The sequence below is a fragment of the Streptomyces wuyuanensis genome, from assembly GCF_900103455.1.
In the GTDB taxonomy this organism is placed as follows: domain Bacteria; phylum Actinomycetota; class Actinomycetes; order Streptomycetales; family Streptomycetaceae; genus Streptomyces; species Streptomyces wuyuanensis.
Genome location: NZ_FNHI01000007.1, coordinates 134,739 through 159,023, shown reverse-complemented (window position 1 = coordinate 159,023; position 24,285 = coordinate 134,739). Strand labels below are relative to the sequence as shown.

The window sequence follows — 24,285 nt, the reverse complement described above, 5'->3', positions numbered from 1 at the left end:
CGATGTGGCCTCGGTGGCCTGGAGCCCCTGGTGGGTCGGCCGTGACCTTGCCGGGACAAGGATAGGGCTCCGATCGCCCTGCCCCGGATGCTTCACCTGCGTGGCACGATGTGGAGGTTCGGTGAAGCGAACCGATAATCGCAGGCAGATGCGATTCTTGCAGCGCTTTTTTCGCGTCACACCTCGGGTGTTGTGCACTCGTTATGCCTGCGTCCCACTCGTCCCGTCTGTCCCGTCTGCCTGATCGGCGCGCAGGGGGGCTCATACGCTTCAAAAAACCTCCAAAATTGGGCATTCTTCGCATGTGGTGACCATGGAAGTACGGCCTCAGCTCATCGACGCACTCTCCGCCCTGCGCGACCGAGTCGCAGCCGTGCGTCTTCCACTCCCCCTTCCAGGTGCTCCGCGGGCGCGGCAGACGAGAGCCGAGCTGCTCGCGCAGCTCGACGACTACCTGGTGCCCCGCCTGAAGGACCCCGACGCGCCGCTGCTCGCGGTCGTCGGCGGCTCGACGGGAGCCGGCAAGTCCACCCTGGTCAACTCCCTTGTCGGGCGGCGGGTCACCGAGGCGGGGGTGCTCCGGCCCACCACGCGCACCCCCGTGCTCGTCTGCCACCCGGACGATCGCCACTGGTTCGCCGGCATGCGCGTACTGCCGAATTTCACCCGCGTATGGCTTCCCCAGCAGGACGAGACCGACCAGTCGCCCGGCTCCGCGACCGGACCCGTGCGGGGCAGGACCAGGACCAAGACCAAGACCAAGCCCGAGGAGAGGGCGCTGCGGATCGAGACCGCGCCTTCGCTGCCGCCCGGGCTCGCCCTGCTCGACGCGCCCGACATCGACTCCCTCGTGGTGGAGAACCGGATCATGGCGGCAGAGCTGATCTGCGCCGCGGACGTGTGGATCATGGTCACCACGGCGTCCCGGTACGCGGACGCCGTCCCCTGGCATCTGCTCCGCACGGCGAAGGAGTACGACGCCATGCTCGTGACGGTGCTCGACCGGGTGCCGCACCAGGTGATCAACGAGGTTTCCCGGCAGTACGCGGCCCTGCTGACCAAGGCCGGGCTGGGACACGTACCGCGCTTCACGATCCCCGAGCTGCCCGAGTCCGCGGGTGGCGGCCGGGGGCTGCTCCCGGACACCGCCGTCGCCGCGCTCCGCGACTGGCTGGCACACCGGGCCCTGGACCCCGCCGCGCGCCAGCAGACGGTCGTACGCACCGCAGCAGGGGTCATCGATTCGCTGAACGCCCGGATGCCGGAGCTCGCTGGCGCCGTGGCCGCGCAGTACGCGGCGGCCGTGCGCCTCTCCGCCGCGGTCGAGGAGGCATACGGCGTGGAGACCGAGCGGGTGCGCAAGCAGGTGCAGCGCGGTTCGGTCCTGGCCGGCGACGCACGCACACGATGGCGGGGCTACCCGCGCGACAGTTCGGCCGGTGAGCTCCTCGACGCGCTCGCGGAGAGCCTGACCGCCCTGCTGCAGTGCGCGGTCGCCGCCGCCGACGAGCGGCTCCAGGAGGCATGGCGGCGCGAACCGGCCGGGCCTGCGCTCGCCCGGCACTCACGGGCCGACCGGGAGACGCCCGAGCGCATCGGCATGGCCGTACGGCGCTGGCAGCGCGTCCTCGAGGAGCTCGCCGAGGAGGAAGTCCGCGGCATGGAACGCTCCGCGTCACCCGACCCCGAGACGGTCGCCGCGCTGCTCGCCACCGCCCTGCTCGGCGGCCGGCGGGCCAGGGCCGCCGGGGAACTGCTGGCCGAGCGGATGGGAGCTCAGGGCGCGCTCAGGCTGCGCGACAGGGGCGGGGAGCTTGTGACCACCTACATCGAACGCGTCATGAACGAGGAGCGCGACCGGCGCCTCGCGCCGCTCGACTCCCTCGAGCTGTGCCCGGAGCCGCAGGCCGAGCTGATCGCCGCGCTGTCCGTACTGCAGAAGGAGAGGTGACCGCGGTGACGGCAGTCACTGGCGAGACCGAGGGCCGTCGCTCGAGGACCGGAGCAGGGGAGGGAGCCGGGAGCGCGTCCGGGGCGGAGACCGAGCCGGGTTCCCCGGCCGCGACCGGCTCCTCGACCGGGACTTCCGGCGGCGGGACTTCCGGGCCCGGCAGCCGCCCGGACGAGGAGACCCGTCCCGAGGGTGGGCACGGCTCCTCCGAGGACGGCGAGCGGGCACGGGGCAGCGGGGAGAACGGGTCCGCGGACCAGGCGTCGCGGACCGCGGGGAGGAACGAGGGCGGCCGGGAGACCGGCGCGCCGGAGGAAGGCGACGGCGAACAGTGGGCGGACGGTCTCATCGCCCGCCGCGCCGTCGACCCGTCGGAGCTCGCCGGGGAGGAGGGGTCGCTGGTCGGCGACGAACGGCACGTCCCCATCGGGGGCCCGTACGCCGCCCCGCTGCGCGGCAGGCTGGACGCGCTCCGCGAACTCGTCGGGCTCTCCCGCACCCGCCTCGACGAGAAGGCCCTCGCCGAGGCCGGCCGGGTGCTCGACGAGGCCGCGGCGCGGCAGCAGTTGTCGGCACGGCACACCGTCGTCGCCATCGCGGGCGCCACCGGCAGCGGCAAGTCGACACTCTTCAACGCCCTGGCCGGGGTGCCGATTTCGGAGACCGGACTGCGCCGGCCGACCACGTCGGCGCCGATCTCGCTCAGCTGGTCCGAAGGGGCCGCCGGGCTGCTCGACCGGCTCGCCATCCCGCCCCGGCTGCGTCGCAGGCCCCTCGCCGGCGGCAGCGGCGACGAGGCGCTGCAGGGCCTCGTCCTGGTCGATCTCCCCGACCACGACTCGGCGATGACGGTGCACCGGGAACAGGTGGACCGGGTCCTGAAGCTCGTCGACGCGGTCATCTGGGTCGTGGACCCGGAGAAGTACGCGGACGCGGCGCTCCACGAGCGCTATCTGCGGCCGCTCGCGGGGCACGCGGAGATCACGTTCGTCGTCCTCAACCAGATCGACCGGCTGCCGGGCGACGCTGCCGACCAGGTGCTGGACGATCTGCGCAGGCTCCTGGACGAGGACGGGATGGCGGTCGGCGAGCACGGCGAGCCGGGCGCGACCGTCCTCGCGCTGTCGGCTCTCACCGGTGAGGGCGTCGGCGAGCTGCGCGAACTGCTCGGGCGGCTGGTCCAGGAGAAGACCGCCGCGGCCCGACGCGTCTCGGCCGACATCGACGCGGCCGCCAACCGGCTGCGGCCGATGTACGTCGCCGACGGCCGTCCCGGTCTCAGCGAACGAGCCCGGGACGACTTCACGGCCCGGCTGGCGAACGCTGTCGGTGCCACCGCCGTCGGCGAGGAAGCCGAGCGGCGGTGGCGCAGGAACGCGGGGCGGGCCTGCGGGACACCATGGCTGCGGCTCTGGCGCTGGTACGAACGCGTTCGTATGCCCGGTGGGGGCCTGCCGCAGCCGACCGAGCCCGCGGAAGAGGAGCTCACGGCCCGCCAGAGGGTCGAGCAGGCGGTACGGACGGTGGCCGACGACGCATCCCACGGGCTGCCGGCTCCTTGGGCGCAGGCCGTGCGCGAGGCGGCGGTGCGCGGTGCGGAGGGACTGCCGGAGGAGCTCGACGACCTCGCCGCCGAACTGGGCACTCCCAGCGGCCGTCTGCCGCGGCCGGCGTGGTGGCCGGCGGCGGTGCTCGTGCAGGCGTGCATGACGCTGCTGCAGATCTTCGGAGGTCTGTGGCTGGTCGGTCAGATCATCGGGGTCCTGGAACCCGGACTGCTGCCGCCGGTGCTGGTGATGCTCGCCGGGATCATCGGCGGGCCGCTGGTGGAGTGGGCGTGTGCCGCCGCCGCCAGGGGGCCGGCGAGACGGTACGGACAGGACGCGGAGCGGCGCCTGCGGGAGGCCGCGGCGGCGTGCGGCCGGGCGAAGGTGCTGGACCCGATTGCGGCGGAGCTGCTGCGCTACCGGGAGGTGCGGGAACAGTACGGAGCGGTGTCCTTCAGACGCTGAGCCCCCGTCACCCGGGAGGGTGGCGGGGTTTTCCACAGTCGTGTCCGTGTCCACAGGCGTCAGCGGGAAATCGCCCGGCGGCCCAGCATGGGAACCGTCGGCGCGACGGAGCGCCGACCTGATGCGGAACACGAGGCAGGGGGATCGTCATGAGTGACGTGATGGTGACGCTGGTGGGGAATGTCGCGACGGCCGTGGAATACCGGGAGTCGGCGAGCGGGGGCCGGGCGCGCTTCCGGTTCGCCGTCCCCTCGCGGCGGTGGGACCGGCAGAGGGACGGCTGGACGGACGGTCCCACGAGCTTCTTCACGGTATGGGCCTGGCGGGCGCTGGGCGCGAATCTCGCGGCGTCGGTCGCGGTGGGTGAACCGCTCGTGGTGCACGGGCGCCTGAGGGTGCGCGAGGAGGAGTGGGAGGGCAAGCTCAGGACGTCGGTCGACGTCGACGCGGTCGCGGCCGGGCACGATCTGACGCGGGGGACTTCGGCGTTCCGTCGTGTGACGAGAACGGAAGCGCAGCCGGCAGGCCATCCGGCCGTCGCCACGACCGCCATGGCCCCGCCGCCCTTCGTGCCCCCAGCGGTGCCCACAACGCCGACGGCCTCGACAGCCTCGACGGCCTCGACGGTCCACAAGGCCCCGGCCCCGGCCGTCCCCACGAACCCGAGGTCCTCGGCGGGGCCTGAGCTCTCTGTGGCCCCGGACACCGGCGTTCGGGTTTCCTCCTCGGCCCCGACGATCCCATGGGTCCCGTCGGCCTCGGCGGCGTCGCCGGGCCTGGTCGACGCGGCTCAGACCGACCCGTTCGGCTCGGGCCCGTCCCGCCCGGCACGCAGGACCTCCGGCCGATCCCGTGCCACTCCGGCGACGGCGACGACCGGCAGCGGGCGGAAGGCCGAAGCAGCCACGGCCCAACCGGCAGCGCCCCAGGCATTCCCCGGTGAGACCGGCACCGTGCCCGGCGTCCGAAGCGCGGCTCCGGCCGGCATCCCGTGACCGCTCCGAACAGCGACTGTGGCGATTTGTCGATAGCCGCACGGGGGATGCGTCGACGGCGATAACGATTCCGAGTCGGAATGGTTATCTGACGGCATGACGGGGGATCGGGTCACACCACGTCCTTAGGATTCCTCAGTACTCACGGGGCACTTGAGTCTGCCGGCGAGGCGCTCCCCCCACGCACCCCACGCGAAAGGGCCTCGCCCGAAGGGGAATTCTGTGTTTACTGCGCTCTCTGTACGCGGGCGGGGCGCCGCCCGGCTTGCCGTGACGGCCCTGGTGTCGGGTCTGTTCGCGGCGGGCGCCGTGGCCTCCGCGGGACCGGCCGCCGCCGAGGACATCCCTCAGCACCAGGGTGGCGTGTCCGCGACGCTGGACGGCCTCACCACCTTCGACCGGGCCGTTCTGCACGACGGTGGGCGGCAGCACGAACTGCCCGCCGGGTTGTTCGAGATGACCGTCGACGGTGGGGGCAGACTCAAGACGTACTGCATCGACGTACACAACCCGACGCAGGAGCAGGCCAGGTACCTGGAGACTCCCTGGGAGCAGACCTCGCTCGGCGCCAACAGCGGCGCCGGGAAGATCCGGTGGATCCTGCAGCACTCCTATCCGCAGGTCGACGACCTCATGGCACTGGCCGAGCGGGCGGGTACGGGGCCGCTCACCGAGCGGACCGCGGCGGCCGGCACCCAGGTCGCCATCTGGCGGTTCTCGGACGGCGCGGAGGTGGAGGCGCTCGACCCGGCGGCAGAACAACTTGCCGACTGGCTCGAGAAGAAGGCCAAGAACGTCGAGGAACCCCGCGCCTCGCTGAGCCTCGAGCCGAACGCGGTCTCGGGGAAGGCCGGTGGGCGGCTCGGGCCGATCACGGTCCGCACCGACGCCGACCGTGTCACCGTGACACCGCCCGCGGACTCCGCGGCCAGCGGCGTCATAGTGACGGACCAGGCGGGCAGGCCCGTCACCACCGCGGTCGACGGCAGCAGGCTCTACTTCGACGTGCCGGCCGGCGCCACCGACGGCACGGCCGCCCTGAGCCTGCAGGCCACGACCAATGTCCCGGTAGGGCGGGCGTTCTCCGGGGTGACCAAGAGCCAGACGCAGATCCTGGCCGGCTCCAGCCGCTCCACCGTCTCTGCCACGGCCACCGCCACCTGGGCCAAGAAGGGCCCGATACCCGCGCTCACCGCGAAGAAGAACTGCGCCGAGGGCGGCATCGACATCACCGCCACCAACGAGGGCGACGAGAAGTTCACCTTCGAACTGCTGGGGCGGGAGTACGCCATAGCCCCCGGTGAGTCCCGCACCGTGACCGTCCCCGTTCCCGAGGACCGTGCCTACGACTTCACGATCACCGGGCCGGGCGGCTTCTCGAAGAACTTCAAGGGCGTGCTGGACTGCAAGACCACCGGCAGCACGGGTCCGGTCACGGATGAACCGGCGCCCCAGCCGAGCGCGGCCTCGGCCGGCAGCACAGCCATCGACGAGAACCTCGCCGCGACCGGCGCCTCAGGGGCCACCCCGATCATCGCCGGCGTGGCCATCGGACTCGTGATCGTCGGCGGCGCCGCGGTCCTGTTCGTGCGGAAGAAGAAGGCGCCCTCCGCGGAGGACTGAGCGACGGCGCGTCCGACGCGTGCCGGCCGGATCCGGCACCCCGGGCCCCTTGGCCCCGCCTCTTCCGTGAAGAGGGGGCCTCCCGGCCGGGGCGGTGAGTACTCGGAGAGGTCCTGACGCTCGGTGACCGAGAGGCCACGGCCAAAAGCCCGTCGGACCGGACTCGTCGGCCCCCTCGGACCCGTCAGACCCGTCAGACCCGTCGGACCCGCCGGACCCGTCGACCCGTCAGGGCCGCGCGGGGCCGGTCGGCATCGCCCTGGTGGGCGTTGTCTTGATCACTCCGCAGCCGCCGGCGGAGCGGTCGCCGGGGGGACGAGCCAGGGCGCCCCGCCTGATCTTGACCGTACGCGCACATGTTTTCACGGTGGGTGGCTTTCCGTGCTCGGCTGCCGCGGGAAGGGAGCGCCAGCGAGTCCGTCGAGAGGGGAAGGGGCGGAGCGGGGGCAGAAGAGGAGTGGCCAGTACTGGCCTGCCCCGGACCGGCCGCGGGCCGTGCGAGGCTGCCGGGCGGGGGTGCCGGGTGGCGGTCGCCGGCGACGGTCAGTCACCGGTCTGCGACGCGGACGAGGTGCGGAGTGCCAGGTCAGGGGCCCTTGGCCGGACGGGTTTCGTTCCAGGGGTGGCGGTCAGGCAAGATGGGGTGTATCTGCCCACTCACTGATTGCCGGACGGTTTCTCTTGGCTGAGTACATCTACACCATGCGCAAGACGCGCAAGGCGCACGGCGACAAGGTGATCCTTGACGATGTCACGCTGAGCTTCCTGCCCGGTGCGAAGATCGGTGTGGTCGGCCCGAACGGCGCCGGTAAGTCGACCGTGCTGAAGATCATGGCCGGTCTTGAGCAGCCCTCGAACGGTGACGCCTTCCTCTCGCCCGGTTACAGCGTCGGCATCCTGCTGCAGGAGCCCCCGCTCGACGAGAGCAAGACGGTTCTGGAGAACGTCCAGGACGGTGTCGCCGATGTCAAGGGCAAGCTCGACCGGTTCAACGAGATCGCCGAGCTGATGGCCACCGACTACTCCGACGCGCTGATGGAGGAGATGGGCAAGCTCCAGGAGGACCTGGACCACGCCAACGCCTGGGACCTCGACGCGCAGCTGGAGCAGGCCATGGACGCGCTGGGCTGCCCGCCCGGCGACTGGCCGGTCGTCAACCTCTCCGGTGGCGAGAGGCGCCGCGTGGCGCTCTGCAAGCTGCTGCTGGAGGCCCCCGACCTGCTGCTGCTCGACGAGCCGACCAACCACCTCGACGCCGAGTCCGTCCAGTGGCTGGAGCAGCACCTCGCCAAGTACGCCGGCACCGTCGTCGCCATCACCCACGACCGGTACTTCCTGGACAACGTGGCCCAGTGGATCCTCGAGCTGGACCGCGGCCGCGCCCACCCGTACGAGGGCAACTACTCCACCTACCTGGAGAACAAGGCCGCGCGTCTGAAGGTCGAGGGCCAGAAGGACGCCAAGCGCCAGAAGCGCCTCAAGGAAGAGCTGGAGTGGGTCCGCTCCAACGCCAAGGGCCGCCAGGCCAAGTCGAAGGCGCGCCTCGCCCGTTACGAGGAGATGGCCGCCGAGGCCGAGAAGACCCGGAAGCTGGACTTCGAAGAGATCCAGATCCCGCCGGGCCCGCGTCTGGGCAGCGTCGTCGTCGAGGTCGAGAACCTCAGCAAGGCATTCGGCGAGAAGGTCCTCATCGACGACCTGAGCTTCACCCTGCCGCGCAACGGCATCGTCGGCGTGATCGGTCCGAACGGCGCGGGCAAGACCACGCTGTTCAAGATGCTCCAGGGCCTGGAGCAGCCCGACGCCGGCCAGATCAAGGTCGGCGACACCGTCAAGATCAGCTACGTCGACCAGAGCCGCGAGAACATCGACCCCAAGAAGACGCTGTGGGCCGTCGTCTCGGACGAGCTGGACTACATCAACGTCGGCCAGGTCGAGATGCCCTCCCGTGCCTATGTGTCGGCGTTCGGCTTCAAGGGCCCGGACCAGCAGAAGCCGGCCGGTGTGCTCTCCGGTGGTGAGCGCAACCGCCTCAACCTGGCGCTCACCCTGAAGCAGGGCGGCAACCTGCTGCTCCTCGACGAGCCGACCAACGACCTCGACGTGGAGACGCTCTCCTCGCTGGAGAACGCGCTGCTCGACTTCCCGGGCTGCGCCGTGGTCGTCTCCCACGACCGCTGGTTCCTCGACCGGGTCGCCACGCACATCCTGGCGTACGAGGGTGACTCGAAGTGGTTCTGGTTCGAGGGCAACTTCGAGTCCTACGAGAAGAACAAGATCGAGCGGCTCGGTCCGGACGCGGCTCGTCCGCACCGCGCCACCTACAAGAAGCTCACCCGGGGCTGAGGCAGGCAGCAAGTGGCTCGCCATATCTACAGCTGTCCCCTGCGCTGGTCGGACATGGATGCCTTCGGGCACGTCAACAATGTGGTCTTCCTCCGCTACCTGGAGGAGGCCCGCATCGACTTCATGTTCCGGCTGGCGCCGGGGAACGGCTCGCCGTCGTTCTCCGGCGGGTCCGTCGTGGCCCGTCATGAGATCGACTACGTACGTCCGCTCGTGCACCGTCATGAGCCGGTGACCGTCGAGTCCTGGGTGACGAAGATCGGCGCGGCATCGCTCACGATCGCCTACGAGATCAAGGACCCGGACCAGGTGTACGTCCGGGCCTCGACCGTCGTCGTCCCGTACGACCTGGCGGCCGGGCGCCCGCGTCGAATCAGCGCCGAGGAGAAGTCATTCCTCCAGGAGTACCTGGACGAAGGCGTGAAGGACGCGCTCGCGGCATGACTGCACCCGTGCAGACCCTTCGGCTGGCCGATGCCCGGGAGGCGGCGGACCTCGCCGCCTTCCTCGGTCGGCTGATCCACTACGACCGGGCCGCCGCGGTGCGGTTGCAGGCCGGTGGCGGAGCGCTCGCCGTGTTCGGCCGGCCGCCGTCGTTCGAGGTCCTCGCGATCCGGACGGCGCGGCTGGCGGAGCCCGTCGAGTTGGACACCACCGTGTCCGCGGGTGAACTGCTCGAATCCGTCGAGGGCTCGGCGCTCGCCGTGCCGCCCGCAGTCACCGGACCGCCGTGGGCCGGTGTGCTGCCTCCCCGGGGAGGCTGGCGAGAGCTCCCCGGCCTGCCCGCTGTCGACCGGATGCGGAGTGCGGTGGCCGCCGCGGTCGCCGAATTCCGAGCCCGTGACGAGGCGTTGCCCGTCGAGCGGCGTACCCGGGCCGAGCGCGACCGCATCGGCCGCGAGATCTGGTCCCGGACCCTCGACGACACGGGCCTGCCGCTGCGGGCCGTGCACGCCGCGCAGTCGCTGGGCTTCCTGCGCCCCACCCCGGAGAGCGTCCCGGACGCCGCACTTCTGGCCGCGGGCGGCTGGCTCCGGCTGCGCACGCCGTTCGGCTCGATCGCGGTGCGCAGGGCGGGACTCGGCGCGCTGAACGTCACCCCGGCCTGATTCCCACCCGCCCGGCCTCGGCCGCGGTCCCGTTCCGGCTCGGGGCAGGTTCACCGGCCGGGCCCCGGGCACACGTTCGGCCCCGGGCTCGTGCTCGGCCCCGGTTCGTGCTTCCCCACGGCTCACGTGCGGCCCCGGCTCGTGCTTGGTCCCGGCTCATGTTCGGCCCCCTGGCAACCCTCGTCCCCGGCCCACGGTCCCGCCCGACAGCCCTGCCACGGCCTCGGCGCCTCACCCCCACCCCCCACCGCTGCCGCGGCACCCGCCCCACCGCACCCGCCCCATCGCACCCCTCCCGGCTCCCCGGGCCGACGCGTGGCACCGGCCGATGGTGAAGGCGCCCGGTCAGTCGCCGCGTGGCACCCACCGGTGGGTGAAGCGGCTCGACAGCAGTCCGCCGGCCACGGTCGCCCCCGTGCACAGCACGACTGCCGCCACCAGCCCGCCCGTGAGCAGCGGGAGCGGGGAGTCGCCCGACGGGGCCAGGAACGCGAGGTTGACGGCCCCGAGCAGCCCTGCGAACGCCGTCGCCAGGGCCAGTGCGCAGGCCATCGGCACGCCCATGCCCCACCACGCGGTCCGCAGATGGAACCGTGCGCCCGAGGTGTAGCCGGCCAGCGGGCGCAGTTCGTCGGCGCGGTCGAGGTAGGCGTGCAGCAGTCCCACGGCACCGGTGAGCGCGAGGAGGGTGAAGCCAGGGGCGGCGAGGAGCAGGACCCAGCCGGCGATACGGGCACGGGCCGTTGCGCCGATGACGTACTCGTCGCCGGGCACCTCCACCGACGGGGCGGCGAGCGTCGCGAACGCCACGCGGCTGACGTGCTCCCGGCCGTCGGGCCTCTGGGTCAGCACGACGTAGTCGCCTTCCCCGCCGGTCAGTTGGGAGCGGGACGCGGCCGCCCGGACGTTCACGTCCCCGAAGCTCATCCAGCGCAGCGCCTCGGTGCGGGCGGTGCGCTCCCGGAACGCCTGCGCGGCCGGGGCGGGTTCGGTGCCGGGACAGGCGGACAGGGGAGCGAGGGCCGCCAGGTCGCGGCAGTGCCCGACGAGCACGGGTGGAGCGCCGCCCGTCCCCGGTTCCAGGCGCAGCACCCGGTCCCCGCGGCCCAGGGCCGCCAGGAACCCGGCGTGCGCCCGCTCGTCGCCGGTCCCGGTGGAGACGTGGAGCAGCCTGCCGTCCAGCCGCTCGGCGAGCGCCGTGGCGTGCCGGGCTTCCGACGTCAACTCCGTGATCAGGACCTGGACCTGGGTCAGCAGGCCCAGCAGCACGGCGAGCGAGGCGCAGGAGCGGGCGACGGCCCCGGGATGGGCCGATGCCCAGCGCCCTCCGATCAGCCGGGCGGCGTCGCCCCTGCCGCTCGTGGTCAGCCGTACGGCCGCCCGGGCCGCGGCCCTTCCCAGCAGCGGCGGAAGCCCGGCCATGGCGAGGATCAGGCCGAGCATGAAGATCCGAACGCCCGGCAGATGCCCGATCATCGCTCCCCACAGGGCCAGCAGGGTGCCGATGCCGCAGAGGTACCCGGGCCAGGCGGACGGCCGGTCCCGCGCCGGCCGCGGGCGGTTGCCCCCGGCGGGAAGGATGCGCAGATGCAGTGCCGCGAACGACAGGCACAGGGCCGTCAGGGCCGGCAGCAGGGCGAGCGGGAACCACAGGCGCAGCGGCGCGAGATCGGCCGCCGCGATCTCGTGGCCGGTGACCGGCAGCCGTACGCCGGTCACGGTCACGACCATCAGGGCTACGCCCGCGGCGGCGGTGCCCAGGGCCAGAGGCCGCAGGCACTCGCCGACGGCGACCCGCGCACGTACGGACCGCCCGGCACCGATGGCGTGCAGCACCGCGAGCCGCCGGTCGCGCTGCCGGGCGCCGAGCCTGGAGGCGGTGACGAGAAGGACCCCGACGGGCAGCCCGAGCAGGGGCGCCAGCAGCAACTGGACGTCGGATTCCGCTCGGTCGAAGGACTGGCTGCCGAAGTCGGAGACCTCCGGGAGCGGCGTGCCGTAGCCGACGATTCCGGCGATGCCACCGGGTCCGGCGGAGACCGAGGTCCCGCGCGGCGGCCTGCGGTACACGAGGTACTCGGAGGGCTCGGCAAGCCCGCTCGCGGCGATCGTCCCCGCCCGCTTCCCGTAACGCGTGGCCGCGGCCGGCACTGCTTCCAGCAGCGCGGGGGAGACGAACGCCTCGCCGGGCTCCGGCCAGCGCGGCAGCCCCGGCGGAAGCGGGGCGTCCGCTGCCAGGGGCTCGATGGTGACGACGGAGAAGCTCCTGTCGCCGGCGACGTCACGGCTGTCCCACCACCGCGCGGTGGCGCGTGCGCCCGGCTCGGCCGCGGCGCGCACCGGCTGGCGGGCCGATGTCCTCGCGTCCCGGCCGTCGTACGCGGCGTCGGCGGCCTGCAGCCCCCAGACCAGCAGGGTGGTGCCCATCGCGGCGAGGGCCAGGCAGAGCGCCTGGAGCAGGTTGCGCGGGTCCCGGCGAGCGGGCGAAAGCCGGCGCCCCAGCGAGAGGAACTGGGCCGTGGCGCCGCGCCGGGTGGCCCTCGTCATGCCCCCGCCGTCGTCGTGTCGGTCGCGGAGTCGGGCGTCGAGCCGGGCGCCGATTCCGGAGGGGAGTGCAAGGCGCCTCCGCGCAGGGTCAGCCGGAGGTCGGCGCGGTGGGCGACCACCGGGTTGTGCGTCACCACGACCAGCGCGCAGCCGTACCGGGCGGGCAGGCCGAACAGCGTCTCGCAGACGTCGTCGGTGGTGCTCTCGTCCAGGGCGCCCGTCGGCTCGTCCGCGAGGATCAGCGGCGGTCGGGTGGACAGGGCCCTGGCCACCGCGACGCGCTGGCGCTCGCCGCCGGACAGCACGCTCGCGGGCGAGTCGGCGATCTCGCCGACGCCGAGCTCGCCGAGGAGGCTCTCCGCGGCGCCGTACGCCTCCCGCCGCCCCCGGCCGGCGATCAGCAGGGGGAGCGCCGCGTTCTCGACCGCGCTCAACTCCGGGAGCAGTTCGCCGAACTGGTACACGAAGCCGATCGTGTGGAGCCGCCACGCCGCGGCCCGCGAGGGCCGCAGCGCGGCGATGTCCGTACCGCCCACCCTGATGGTCCCGGCCTGCGGGGTGTGCAGCCCGGCGATGCACGACAACAGCGTGGACTTGCCGCTGCCGCTCGGTCCCGTGACGGACAGGGAGGTTCCCGCCGGGGCGGTCAGATCCGTCTCCCGCAGCAGCGTGCGCCGCCCGATCGAGCAGGTGAGGCCCCGGACCTCCAGGGTGGGCTCGCTCATGGCTACGGGTGCTGCTTCCAGGCGGAACAGGCGTCCGGGAAGACGGGGATGTTCTCGCAGGCCTGGATCCGGTAGACCGGGTAGGTGCCGGTCGTCGAGGTCTTGCAGTAGCCGTCCCTCTCCTCGACGCGGGCGACCGTGTTCGGGACGGTGCGCTTGAAGTTCGCGTAGACGTTGAAGCCGTCGGCCTCCCGGTCGCAGGCGCCCGCGGCCCTGTGGTTGTACGTGATGAACCCGAAGTCGTCGCCCTGGTACACGTAGAAGTTGTCGCCGTACGCCGCGCTGGAGCCCAGCAACGCCGTGGTCACGCCGATCAGTACCGCTCCCGCTCGCAAGGTTCCCCGACGCACGTCGAATCCTCCACAGGAAGAGGGCACCCGCCGGATGCGGATGCCCGTTCGATGTGTTGCGGCTGTGAACTTATGGGGTGCGTGCGGTGAACCGGTACGGCCCCGGGCCGAGACGGCCGGAAGTCGGCGAGCTGTGGCCTGAAGTGACCGAGTGGTGACGCTTCGTGCAAGTCGCCGGGAGTGTCAGCCCGCCGTGTTCACCATCGAGGCCGCGGCGTACGTGAGGTAGTTCCAGAGCTGCCGTTCGTGCTCCTCCGAGAGGCCGAGTTCGTCGACCGCGACGCGCATGTGCCTGAGCCAGGCGTCGTGCGCCGCGCTGTCGACGGTGAACGGGGCGTGGCGCATGCGGAGACGGGGGTGGCCGCGGTTCTCGCTGTAGGTGCGGGGGCCGCCCCAGTACTGCATCAGGAACAGCCTCAGACGCTCCTCGGCCGGGCCCAGGTCCTCCTCGGGGTACATCGGGCGCAGCAGGGGGTCCTCGGCGACGCCCTCGTAGAAACGCCGCACGAGGCGGCGGAAGGTCTCCTCGCCGCCGACCTGCTCGTAGAAGGTCTGCTCCTGAAGTGTGCCCCGCGGAATCTCGTTCACCGCTCCATGGTCTCAGACGGACCGGAGGAGGACCCGGGCCCTAGGACCCCGGCCCGAAGGGCACTCCGGCCCGGCAGTCCCCGCCCGGGACGCTCGCCCCGCACCGGCTCGCAGGACAGGGGGTGCGGACCGGGGCGCGCGGTAAGGGACCCCGGCTTCCCGTGCTCACCCCGGCCGCGGGGGTGCCGGGCCGCACGAAGCGCCCCCGCTCCGGCGGCGCGAAGGCCGACCGGAGCGGGAGCGACTCGGGGTCACTGTGGGCGGGAACGGCCGGTGGGCGTGGCCGGACGACCCCGAAGGGCCGTACATCCGGCCCGTCGACGCGCCCGGCCGCGTCCGGAGGCCGCCGTCAGCCCCGGCGGACGGTGATCGTCGTCCAGGCGCCCACGTGCACCCGGTCGCCGTCCCGCAGGGGGACGGGGACGTAGGGCTGGATGGGGTCCTCGCCGCCGTTCACCGTGGTGCCGTTCGTGGAGTTCTGGTCGACGACCGCCCAGGTGCCGTCGGGCTGCTGGACCAGCACGGCGTGCTTGTGCGAGACGCCCGGGTCCTCCGGCGGCACCGAGAGGTCGATGTCGGGCGACTCGCCGGTGGAGTGCCGCCGACGGCCGATGGTGATCTGGTCGCCGGAGAGAGCGAGCTGCTGCTCCGGCGAGTACGCGGGCAGGTTCAGCCCGGCCGCCTCGGGGCCGCTGCGCTGCATCATCGCCATGAAGTACTCGCGGTCGGGAGCGATGACCGCCGTCCAGCCCGCGGGCTCGTAGGGAGCCTGCTGAGACGGGGGCGCCGGTTGCTGCTGACCGGGGTGCTGCGGCGCGTGCGGCTGCGAGGGCGGGGAGATCATCCAGTCGTCGTCGCCCACCGGCTGCTGCGGCGGAGCCGGAACGGCCTGCGGGAAGCCGGGAGGCGCCGGCGGTCCGGACGCGAACCCCTGCGGCTGCGACGGCGGCGGGCCCGGCCTGCTGAACTCGGACGGACCGGGCCGGCCGAACTCGGGCGGACCGGGGGGACGCTGCTGTCCGGGCGACTCGGAGACCTCCGAGGAACCGGACGGACCCGGCTGCGGGAACGGCGGCGGCGCGGGCGGTCCCCCCTGCGGAGGCCGGGGGGCCGGGTGTTCGCCGCCGAGCGGCTCGGCGGGCCGGTTCACCTGCGAGGGCCGCGAGCCCTGGTACTCGAACGGGTCCGGCGGGCGCGGCGGCTGCTGGGCCTGGAAGCCGGGCGGCAGGTTCAGACCGGGCGGCGGACCGCCGGGGGCCGGCCGGTGGGGCGGGGCCACGGGTGTGTACGACGTCGCGGTGTTCGTGAGGAAGTTCCAGCGGCACTCCTCGCAGAACGGCGCCATCGGCTCGCGGGGCGTACGGCACTGCGGGCACAGCTCCGCCTGGGCCGTGGCGTTCGGGTCGCCGGGCCCCGGGTAGCCGTAGCCCGGAGGGGGCGGCGGCGAAGGAGCCGGCGGGGGTGGCGGCGGTACCGCGCCCGCCGGAGCCCCCGCCCCGGCCATGCGGTGGCCGCAGACCTCGCACCAGTCGTCGGAACCCGACTGGTGTCCGTTCGGGCAGGTCGGCATGTCGGCGCTTCCCCCTCTCCTCCGTCCGGCCGGCGAGCCGGACACTTTTGTGCTCTTTGTCGTTTCTCGACTGCTGTTGGCTGGGCTGTGATCGCCGCGTGTTCTACTTCTTCACGCGAACTGTCTTAGTGGAGCGCGTTTCGAGTGTCATCTCGTCCGCTTCCGTGACCCTTGCCTTCAGCCGCACAGTACCCGTCGTCGCGTCGACGACGTCGACCACCTTCGCCAGCAGCTTCGCAGTGTCCTCGTTGCCGGAGGCCGCCGCCAGTTGTACGGCGCGGCCGAGTTTCGCGGTGGCGCTGTCGAAATCGCCTGACTTGCGCGCATCCAGCCCCTGTTGAATGACATGTGCCAGTTCGGCCTGGCCGGTGTAGTGCGCGACCTGGGGGTTGATGGAGGTAGACGCCGCCATGTCGTCGGTCCACACCGCCCGCACGAGCCCCTGGGCGAGGGGCCGCGGGGTGCCGCCGGCCGGATCCGGAATGATCAGAGAGGCCCGGGCCGCCAGCATCTCCCGGCCGACGCCCGCCTCCGGCACCCGCACGCACACGTGGTAGTCGCGGGACTCGTCGCCCCACGAGCCGGTCGGATAGTCCCCGGCGCGGGGCCCCGCCTCCGTGCGTCGGCCGGTCAGTTCCTCGACCGTGGGCGCCACCTGCTTGACGAACGCGATCTCGGCCCCGACGGGCGTCCACAGCCGCAGAGCCACGTCCGCGACCTCCTTGCCCATCGCGTTCTCCATCATCCCTGTGAAGTCGGCGGCGAGCCCCGACGGATCAGCGACGATGTCGGCCGTGCCGAGCAGCGCGGAGGCGATGCCGGTGACCTCCTTCACCTCCCAGTCCGTCCCCACGCCGCGTGCGTCGCAGGTGAAACGGCCCGCGCAGGCGTCCAGGGCGGCGCGCAGGTCCTCCGGGGTCTCGTGCTCGTTGCGGCCGTCGGTGAGCAGGATTCCGTGCCGGATGGACACGTCGGCGTCGCCGAGCAGCCGGTCGGCCAGCCGCAGCCAGGTGCCGATCGCGGTGCCGCCGCCGGCGCTCAGTCTTCGCAGCGCCTCCTTGGCCCCGGCCCGTGTCGTCGCGTCGGCGGTCGCCAGCCGGCCGCCGCCCGGATACACCTCGGCCGCCGTGTGCGTACCCGAGACCACGGCGAAGGCCGTGCCGTCCCGCAGGGTGTCGATGGCCGCGGCCGTGGCGTCGCGCGCGTTGCGCATCTTCGTGGGCGGATAGTCCATGGAGCCCGAGCAGTCGACCATCACGACCACGGCGGCATCCGTCCGCTGCCCGGGTATGGACGCGGGGGAAGCGGAAGCTCCGGTGAGGGGAACTCCGCCCCTCGTGCCGCCGCCGGTGGAGGTGACCGTCACGATCGCGTTCACCTCGCGCCCGCCCTCGGGCAGGAACTCGTTCTGGTACACCTCGACGGAGAACTGCGGCACGCTCGACTTGGAGAAATTGGCCATCTGAACTGGCTCCTCGATGCTCAGCTGGGCAGACAGACGTGATGAAAGGGGTGCCGAACGGGCGCAGGGGCGAGGGGATATGGCCTTGTTCAGGCCGATCCTGCCCCCTGACGCGGCACGGCGAACGGGAGCAGGGCCACTGTTACGTTGTCGTGGCCCCCGCCGTCGAGCGCATGGCCGACCAGGACCTGCGCCCCGTGCAGCGGACGGCCCGCCGCGTCAGGCGGCAGGACCTGCGCCATTTCCTCGGGCGCCTCCGCGTAGTTCCAGAGTCCGTCCGTGCAGACGACGACCACACCGGGGCGGTCCGGCTTGAACGAGGCCGTGTGCGGTTCCAGTTCGTAGGCGTCCGCGCCGAGCCAGCCGGTGATCGCGTGCGCGCGCTCGTCCGCGTACGCCTCGGCCTCGCTCATCAGGCCCGCGGAGACCATCTGGGCCGCCCAGGAGTCGTCCTCGGTGAGACGGGCCGGCGGGCCGCTCCGGTCGTCGGGGATCCAGTACGCCCGGCTGTCGCCGACCCAGCCCACCACCAGCAGCCCTCCCGCGGCAACGGCGCCCACCAGCGTGCACGCGGGAGCGTTCTGGTGGCGGTGCGGGTCGTGCTCCATCGCCGCGCCGGGCTCCGCCGCCAGGGAGTTGACCGCGGAGGCGGCGGCGAGGATCGCGTCGTGCATGGCCTGCTGCGGATGCGTTCCCCGGGGCAGCGAATCCAGCAGGTGCTCGTTGGCGGAGCTCGCCGCGGCCGCGGAGGCGTCGTCGGGGCGGGTGGCCGAGGACACGCCGTCGCACACGATCGCGATCACGGCCGGGGACCCGTCGGGCAGGGCCGTGGACGACACCGCGAACGAGTCCTCGTTGCGGTGGTGCCGCAGTCCCCGGTCGCTGACCGCGGCCACCGAGCCGAGCTCCTGCTCCATGTGGTCGCGCTCGCGCGGCTGCGCGTGCCCGCAGTTCTCGCAGTAGCCGTCCGGGTCGACATGGCCGGCGCGGCAGGCGACGCAGAGCTTCGCTCCGGGCGGGGGCGCGGCGGAGTGTCCTCCGGAGTGCCCGGCGGCGCGGGGATCGGGCGCGGTCGGCTCGAAGCCGCCGGAACCGGAACCGGATGCGCCGCTCGGACCGGTGGCCGGGGACGTGCCCGGTGCGGCGGGCGCTCCGCCCGTCGCGGCCGGTCCGAACTGCGCGGCGGCACCGGGCTCCTGGAACGGGGGAGGTGCCGCGGCGACGGCCGGCGCCGCGTCGGGGCCGTCGAAGCGAACGGCGGCCACGGGCAGTTCACGGCCGCCCGAGTCCGTACCGGGCACCTCGCCGGACCGCTGCAGCGTGCCGGGCCGGCCGGAGCCGTCGGCCCCGGGGGCCTCGGGCCAGTCCACGTGCGCACCGATCACGACCGTGGGGCGGTCCCGCGGCGGCTCGGGCACGACCGACAGGTCGTACCCGCACGCTCCGCAGAACAGATCGCCGGATTCGAGCGGCTCCTCGCATCCGGGGCACTTCGACCAGGCCGCCTGCTGTGGCATCTGCGGCGTCATTCGCTTTCACCTCGCCTTGATGTGCCGGGCGCGCCTCGGTCCTTCCGCCGGAGGTCCGGGGAACCGTCCCCGCGACAGCACAGCATCACACCCACGTCCGGGGGCGGTAGCGGTTGGCCCGCTCCACCAGTTCGATGCGCTCCTCGCCGTTCGGGGCGAGCCGGGCGAGCACCCGGAACGAGCGTTCCAGGCCGAACCGCAGTCCGCGTTCGTCCAGTTCGCTGCCGAGCAGCACAGTCCTCGCCGGCCGGGCGCCGGCACTGCCGGAGAGTACCCAGTCCAGCGCCGTACCCAGAACTTCCGTGGACAGCCGCTCGCGCCGCACGGTGTCCAGTCCGAGCCCTTCCAGCGCGGTGACCTGGTCGGCGGCGGCCGTGAGGTCGTCGATGAGCGGATCCTGTACGGCGCGTTGTCGCAGCCGTGCCCTTACCGCCGCGACCCGGGCGGCGGTGTAGTGGTTCGACGACTCCGGCACGGACTCCAGCGTGCGCACGGCCGCGGTGCCCTCGCCCGCCGCGAGCTGTACCCGGGCCAGGCCGAACGCGGCGCTCACATAGCTCGGGTCGGTGGCCCACACCAGGCGGTAGTACTCCGCGGCGTTGTCCAGCTGGCCCAGTACCTCGGCGCAGACGGCGAGCGCCAGCTTGGGTGCGGCCTCGCCCGGGAACGCGTCGTAGACCGCGTCGAAGGACAGCGCTGCCGTCTCGTCGTCCCCGGTGGCCAGCGAGGCGACGCCGCGGTACCAGACGACCCGCCAGTCGTCGGGGTGCCGGGCCTCGAGATCGGCCAGAGAGGTCGTCGCGGAGGTGAGCTCGCCCATCTCCAGCCGCGCCCGCAGTTCGCGCAGCCGCAGTTCCGGGGAGCTCGCGGGCGCGCCGTGCAGCGCGGCGATGAGCTCGGCGGGCGCGGAGGCCAGCAGACCCGCGAGGAACCCCGCGTTGGGGTCGTTCGGGTCCACGCGGGGGACCGGCAGCGCCAGTGCGGTCGCGCGTACGTCCAGGCCCGCGAGGTGGGGCTGCGGGGCCGCCGCCCGCTCCCCGCGCTGTCCGGGCAGCACCGCCCGCGGCGGCACTCCGCGCGGGGCGGGGGCGTACGGATGCGGGGCGCCCGGGCTGCCGTGCCCCTGGGTCACCGCCGCGCCCGGCAGTGCGGCCGCATACGGAAGGCTCCCCGGCGCCTGCGGGACGGAGGCCGCCGGCGGGGTGCCGCCGCGGCGGCGCGCGGGCCGCCGGGCACCCAGCGCCGAGACCTCGCCGCTGAGTTCGGCGAACAGTTCCGTGTCCGTGACGCGCAGCTCCGGCCCGAACAGGGTGGACAGGGACGGGCGCGGTCGGCCCGTCTGGAGCGCCACGACCTCTCTCAGCACGCCCGTCAGCTGGTCCGCCATCTCCTGCGCCGAGGCGAACCTGCGGGCCGGATCGGGGTCGGTCGCGCGGACGAGGAGCCGGTAGAACGACTCGTAGGTCCGGAAGACCTCGATGTTGTCCGGGTCCGGGAGGGAGTCCGCGAACACGTTCGTGTAGCCCTGGAAGTCGAACGTCAGCACCGCGAGGGTCCGCGCCACCGTGTAGAGGTCCGACGCGACCGAGGGGCCGAGCTCCGCGACCTCCGGCGCCTGGTAGCCGACCGTGCCGTAGATGGCCGACTCGTCGTCGTCCATCCGCCGCACGGCACCCATGTCGATGAGCTTGAGCTGGTCCTCGGTCTGGATGGCGTTGTCGACCTTGAAGTCGCAGTAGAGCAGGTTCCGGCTGTGCAGATGCCCGAGTGCCTCCAGTGCCTCGATCCCGTAGGCGCACGCCTGCTCGACCGGCAGCGGGTCGCGCCTGCCGTCGGGGGCGCGCCGCTCGTTGGCGATCTCCTTGAGGGACTTGCCGCCGACGTACTCCATGACGATGTAGCCGTCCATCGAGCCGGTCCGCTGGTCCAGGTGCTCGACGAAGTTGTAGATGCGGACGATGTTGGAGTGCTCGATCTCCGCGAGGAAGCGGCGTTCCGAGATCGCCGCCGCCATCGCGTCCTGGTCGCCGGTGTCCAGCAGGCCCTTGAGGACGACCCAGCGGTCGGACACCGCCCGGTCTATGGCGAGGTAGATCCAGCCGAGGCCGCCGTGTGCCAGACAGCCCATCACCTCGTACTGCCCGTGGACGATGTCGCCCTCGCGCAGCTTCGGCACGAACGAGTAGGGGTGGCCGCACTTGGTGCAGAAACCCTCCGTACGGCCCGGCCGGTCGCCGCGCGCGCGGCCCACCGGAGCACCGCAGTCGCTGCGGCTGCAGAATCGCTTCCGCTCCGGGACCTCCGGCTCCGCCATGACCGCGGAACGCGGGTCGGGGCGCGGCACGTCCGGGACCGAGACCAGCCCGGCGCCGAGGCGGTTGCGGCCCGAGGACGACGACGAGCCCGAGCTGCGGACCGACACCGAGCGGCCCGAGGTACGGCCGGACAGCGAACGGGACAGCCGGCCCGAGACCGACCGCCGTGACGTCGAGGAGCGCGACGACCGGGCCGAACGGGACGAGCGCGAACCCGAGGGCGAACTGCCGCGTCCCGAGCCGCTGTTCCCGCTGGGGCCGCTCCGTCCGCCTCCCGTGATGCCGGTGGGCGGCGACGACAGCGCGCCGCCTCTCGCGACGACGGGTGCGAGCCCGCAGGTGTCGCAGTACAGCTCGCCCCCGCCGACGTCCTCGTAGACGCCCTCGCAGCCGGGGCGCTGGCACGCGCCCGCCGCCGCGCCGGAGCGCTCACCGTTCCCGGCGGACGGCGTGCGGCCCCGGCCCGCCTCCGGTGCGAGCCCGCAGGTGTCGCAGTACAGCTCGCCCCCGCCGACGTCCTCGTAGACGCCCTCGCAGTCCGGGCGGCTGCACTTCGTCAGATCACTCACGGCTCCCCCTGCCTGCTCGCCTGCCCGGTCACCGGGTCCGCGGACGGCGTCCGCGGAACGGCGGTGACGTGTGCGCGGATCACGATTCCCCCCGGTGACCGGTGCCGTCCACGGGCCCCGGCTGCCGCGGGACCAGGACCTCCGCCGCGGCCCGCTGGTAGCGCAGGACCGCCTGCTCGGCGGCGCGCAGATCGCACGGGGCGCTCCACAGCATCCGGCGCGCCGCGTCGTACCGCTCGATCAGCAGCGGATCCTCGGCCATGCCGTGCCGGGCGACCTTCGCCTTGTACGCGTCGAGCCGGCCGCGCAGCTCCGCACGGACCGCGAGAGGTGCCGTCACGGCCGTCAACGACTCGCGGGCCCGCATGAGTTCGTCCTCGGCCTCGCGCTCCAGGGACTCCAGCAGGGGAGACAGCCGGTGCCACTGGGCGTGCCTGCGGTACTCGGCGGCGGTCGCCAGCCGCTCCTGCAGCACGGTCGGCGGCCCGCTGACCGCGGGGACCTCGGACGCGGCGATCTTCGCCAGCACCTCACCGCGCGCGGCACGCGCCTCCGTGAGCGTGCGGTCCGCCCGGGAGAGCACGTCCCGCAGCCGCAGCAGCCGGGTCTCCGAGTCCTGCCGTACCGCGAGGACCGCCTCGATCTCCCGGCGGATGTCCTCCAGCGAACGCGCGGCGTGGTCGTAGCGCCCGGTGTCGGGACGGCCGCCGCCCGGAGCCGAACTCGCCGTCGCAGGCGACCAGAACGCGAGCGGGTCCGACACGACCTGCGCCCGCAGCGCGGACAGCTCGTGGGTGATCGACTCCAGCTCGTCGCCCGCAGGGTGCTCGCCCGGCCGCACACCCACCGAGTGGGCCAGCGAACGGGTGCGTTGCAGCTCCGCGGCGAGCAGATCGATCCGCGCGGGCAGCGCCGACCACACCGTGTCGGCGGCCACCACCACGTCCAGCGAGCGGGCGTACAGCGTGTTCATCCGGCTGACGAGGCCCTCCAGCGTGAAGCGCTCGGAGAGCTTGGCCGGGCCGGTCACGGACGGCGCGGGATGGACGGCGGAACTCGCGACGGTGACGCTGGGGCCGCGCAGCCGGTCCGTCAGCGCCACGAGGTCGTCCCGGCTCGGCCAGCGGCGCCGCGCGCGCAGCTCACGGGCCGAGCGCAAGGCCCCCGCGTACGCGTCGAAGTACCCCCACAGCAGCGTGATCGCCTGCTCCGTGGAGGCCCAGCGGTCCTTGGTGACACCCGTCAGCTCGGCACCCTCCAGGAGCCTGCGGCCCGCATGGTCCTGGAGGGCGAGGAGCGAGGTCTCGATCGCCTCGTGCTCCTCCCCGAGCCGCGCCAGCGCACGGTCCACCTCGTCCCGGTCCATTACCGGCCCGGGGGGTCCCGCGACGCCCATCGATCACCTCTCCGCTCGTGTACTCGGATTCGCTGCCGGACGTCCCGGCCGGCCCGGCTTCCCCGCCGGACCGCCCGCTTCCGTCGGCTGCCTTCCCAACGGTCTCAATTGTCCCGGTACTTCGGAGCCGGGGGGCCCGATATGCCGGGCAGGTCCTTCTTCAGCCACTTGACGTACGCCTCTGTCCAGGGGCCCGACCGGTACTCCTCCAGCACCTTGTTGACCCTGCGGACGAGGTCGTCCCTGCCCAGTTTGGCGGCCACGCCGTAGTACTCGGTGGTGAAGGGCCTGTCGCCTTTGAGTTCGACGGATGGGTCCTGGGCGGCCTGTCCCGCGGCGAGGGCCGCGTCCGTGACGACCGCGTCCACCTCGCCGAGCTGCAGCCGGACCAGGCAGTCCAGTTGGTTGGGGACCGTCAGCCTGTTCCTGTCACCGGGGCCGTCGTCGTCCTCGTCCTTGAAGACGGCCCCGTGCGGGTCCTTCGCAAGCGCGTCGTAGGCCGTCGAGCCCTCCGCGGAGCAGACCCGCCGGCCCTTGAGGGACTCGTCGAATCCGGTGATCGCGGACTGCCGGGGCGCGAGCACCTGCTGGCCCGTCTGGAAGTAGGCCGTGGAGAACGCGACCTGCTTGATCCGGGCGCAGTTGATGGTCATCGTCCGTACGACGAGGTCCACCGTGCCGTTGTTGAGCGCCGTGATCCGCTGGTTGGTCGGGACCGCCCGGAAGATGACCTTCTCCGGGTCGCCGAGGATGTCCCGGGCGATCGCCCGGGCCAGATCGATGTCGAAGCCCTCCAGCTTGCCGTCCGCCCGGCGGTAGCCCCAGCGGTAGCTGTTCTGGTCGACGCCGACGACCAGCCTGCCGCGCTGCTTGATCTCCTCGATCGCGGGGCCGTCCGCCGAGGACGGCCGAAGCGACGCCTCCGGGCTCGTGCAGTCGTCCGCCTTCGCGGGCGGCGCGGCCGCCGGGTCGGCACCCGGGGTCACCGCGGCCGGCGGCCCCCCGTGCGAGAGGGGGACCAGGGTGAGGGCGGCGGTCAGCGCACAGGCCGCCGCCATCCCGGCGACACCGCCCCAGCCGCGCAGCCGGCCCGCGAGGCGCATCGCCCGGCCGCTCGGGCGCGGGCCGGCGGTACGCGCGGTCCCGGCCCGCGGTGTCACGTCCGGTGCCGTGTCCGGCATCGAGTCAGCCATCTCTC

Annotated in this window: 17 protein-coding genes; 7 read left to right on the top strand and 10 right to left on the bottom strand. The window is 73.1% G+C overall.

Features of this window, described 5'->3' with window-relative positions:
* Positions 1-313 precede the first annotated feature (313 nt).
* The 7 genes from BLT82_RS12735 (at position 314) to BLT82_RS12705 (ending at position 10,036) form a co-directional block, all read left to right on the top strand.
* Positions 314-1,951 carry a dynamin family protein gene (locus BLT82_RS12735; RefSeq protein ID WP_093654043.1) on the top strand — a complete coding sequence of 546 codons (1,638 nt, stop codon included), beginning with the start codon at positions 314-316 and terminating at the stop codon, positions 1,949-1,951.
* Positions 1,948-3,963, top strand: coding sequence for a GTPase (locus tag BLT82_RS12730; RefSeq protein WP_093654042.1), 2,016 nt, complete (start codon positions 1,948-1,950; stop codon positions 3,961-3,963). The genes BLT82_RS12735 and BLT82_RS12730 overlap by 4 nt, the downstream gene beginning before the upstream one ends.
* A 149-nt stretch (positions 3,964-4,112) precedes the next feature.
* Positions 4,113-4,958, top strand: coding sequence for a single-stranded DNA-binding protein (locus BLT82_RS38805; RefSeq protein WP_093654041.1), 846 nt, complete (start codon positions 4,113-4,115; stop codon positions 4,956-4,958).
* A 222-nt stretch (positions 4,959-5,180) separates the two neighbouring features.
* Positions 5,181-6,581 (top strand): Cys-Gln thioester bond-forming surface protein, encoded by a 1,401-nt coding sequence (locus BLT82_RS12720; protein ID WP_167745999.1) that lies wholly within the window; start codon positions 5,181-5,183, stop codon positions 6,579-6,581.
* Positions 6,582-7,262: 681 nt separating this feature from the next.
* Complete coding sequence (gene ettA / locus BLT82_RS12715) at positions 7,263-8,927, top strand: energy-dependent translational throttle protein EttA (RefSeq protein WP_093654040.1); 1,665 nt, start codon at positions 7,263-7,265, stop codon at positions 8,925-8,927.
* Between the two features lie 12 nt (positions 8,928-8,939).
* Complete coding sequence (locus BLT82_RS12710) at positions 8,940-9,371, top strand: acyl-CoA thioesterase (protein ID WP_093654039.1); 432 nt, start codon at positions 8,940-8,942, stop codon at positions 9,369-9,371.
* On the top strand, positions 9,368-10,036 hold the full coding sequence (locus tag BLT82_RS12705; RefSeq protein ID WP_093654038.1) for a DUF8010 domain-containing protein: 669 nt from the start codon (positions 9,368-9,370) through the stop codon (positions 10,034-10,036). Before BLT82_RS12710 ends, BLT82_RS12705 begins: the two co-directional genes overlap by 4 nt.
* 345 nt (positions 10,037-10,381) lie before the next feature.
* Here BLT82_RS12705 and BLT82_RS12700 read toward each other — a convergent pair whose 3' ends face one another.
* The 10 genes from BLT82_RS12700 to BLT82_RS12655 all read right to left on the bottom strand — a co-directional run bounded on the left by BLT82_RS12700 (position 10,382) and on the right by BLT82_RS12655 (position 24,280).
* The gene (locus BLT82_RS12700; protein ID WP_093654037.1) at positions 10,382-12,583 is read right to left on the bottom strand and encodes a hypothetical protein; all 2,202 of its coding nucleotides are present in this window, start codon (positions 12,581-12,583) and stop codon (positions 10,382-10,384) included.
* Positions 12,580-13,308, bottom strand: a complete 729-nt coding sequence (locus BLT82_RS12695) for an ABC transporter ATP-binding protein (protein WP_093654036.1) — start codon at positions 13,306-13,308, stop codon at positions 12,580-12,582. Before BLT82_RS12695 ends, BLT82_RS12700 begins: the two co-directional genes overlap by 4 nt.
* A 2-nt stretch (positions 13,309-13,310) precedes the next feature.
* The gene (locus tag BLT82_RS12690) at positions 13,311-13,658 is read right to left on the bottom strand and encodes a hypothetical protein (protein WP_143041493.1); all 348 of its coding nucleotides are present in this window, start codon (positions 13,656-13,658) and stop codon (positions 13,311-13,313) included.
* 183 nt (positions 13,659-13,841) lie between these two features.
* Positions 13,842-14,246 (bottom strand): globin, encoded by a 405-nt coding sequence (locus tag BLT82_RS12685; protein WP_093654034.1) that lies wholly within the window; start codon positions 14,244-14,246, stop codon positions 13,842-13,844.
* A gap of 349 nt (positions 14,247-14,595) precedes the next feature.
* Positions 14,596-15,816, bottom strand: a complete 1,221-nt coding sequence (locus BLT82_RS12680) for an FHA domain-containing protein (protein WP_093654033.1) — start codon at positions 15,814-15,816, stop codon at positions 14,596-14,598.
* Positions 15,817-15,919: 103 nt separating this feature from the next.
* The gene (locus tag BLT82_RS12675; protein ID WP_093654032.1) at positions 15,920-17,278 is read right to left on the bottom strand and encodes a vWA domain-containing protein; all 1,359 of its coding nucleotides are present in this window, start codon (positions 17,276-17,278) and stop codon (positions 15,920-15,922) included.
* 89 nt (positions 17,279-17,367) lie between these two features.
* Positions 17,368-18,807 carry a protein phosphatase 2C domain-containing protein gene (locus BLT82_RS12670; protein ID WP_093654031.1) on the bottom strand — a complete coding sequence of 480 codons (1,440 nt, stop codon included), beginning with the start codon at positions 18,805-18,807 and terminating at the stop codon, positions 17,368-17,370.
* Between the two features lie 85 nt (positions 18,808-18,892).
* Positions 18,893-21,691: a serine/threonine-protein kinase gene (locus BLT82_RS12665; RefSeq protein ID WP_208867870.1), complete on the bottom strand. Its 2,799-nt coding sequence runs from the start codon at positions 21,689-21,691 to the stop codon at positions 18,893-18,895.
* Positions 21,692-21,770: 79 nt separating this feature from the next.
* Positions 21,771-23,057, bottom strand: a complete 1,287-nt coding sequence (locus BLT82_RS12660; RefSeq protein WP_093654030.1) for a coiled-coil domain-containing protein — start codon at positions 23,055-23,057, stop codon at positions 21,771-21,773.
* A gap of 134 nt (positions 23,058-23,191) precedes the next feature.
* Complete coding sequence (locus BLT82_RS12655) at positions 23,192-24,280, bottom strand: glutamate ABC transporter substrate-binding protein (protein ID WP_093654029.1); 1,089 nt, start codon at positions 24,278-24,280, stop codon at positions 23,192-23,194.
* Positions 24,281-24,285: the final 5 nt, after the last annotated feature.